Raw genomic sequence first — 702 nt, forward strand, 5'->3', positions numbered from 1 at the left:
ATTTTAGATTACTTATAATCTTTTCAACTTCTCCAACGTCTGCACCAGGTAATGCTTGAACCATATATCCTATCCAATGTCCTTTAAAAGAATGAGTGTAAAACGCAGTATCAATCTGTTCGCTTTGTTGAAAATAATGCTGAATTATCTTATCAGGATCAGTTTCATTAAATGGAATTGTGCTAGTAGATTGCCCAAAGTTATTGCTTCCTTGCGTTGCGGTTAATATAGCTTCTTTTTTCCTCATTAATTTATTTACAGATGTTTCTAAACTCGCTAAACGTTCTGAAGCTAAAATGTTTACAAAACCACTGCCCTCAATACTAATAGAAATTGTATTTGAAGTTCCTGGAAATTTCATTCGGATGCTAATACGTTGATAGTCATTGAGTAGCCCTTTCATTGAACACCCACTAATTAGCAACTTTGTACAGAATAGTTTAAATTCATCATTAGAATAATTAGTGACATGAGAAGGGACAGAGGCACAAGGGATTTCTACTTTATAAATACGAACTGTTTTATTAGCTGTTAAAAATTTTTTTCCAGTTAAATTTTTCATATCTTCACTCCCTACAATTACCATATACCGTTACGTAACGTTAGGTTCAAGTAAAAAGATCTAATACACTAAATTAGATAAAAGAGTGAGTAGTAAAAACCTTGCTAGCACAAGTCTTTTACTACTCACGCTTTTACATG

The 702-nt window shown here is 32.5% G+C and carries 1 protein-coding gene; it reads right to left on the reverse strand.

What is annotated here, in order from left to right:
- Positions 1-562: Hsp33 family molecular chaperone HslO (locus tag ACEN4L_RS13415; protein WP_407097757.1), on the reverse strand; the 562-nt coding region annotated here is incomplete at its 3' end.
- Between the last annotated feature and the right edge of the window lie 140 nt (positions 563-702).

Source organism: Desemzia sp. FAM 23988 (assembly GCF_045528365.1).
Classification (GTDB): domain Bacteria; phylum Bacillota; class Bacilli; order Lactobacillales; family Carnobacteriaceae; genus Desemzia.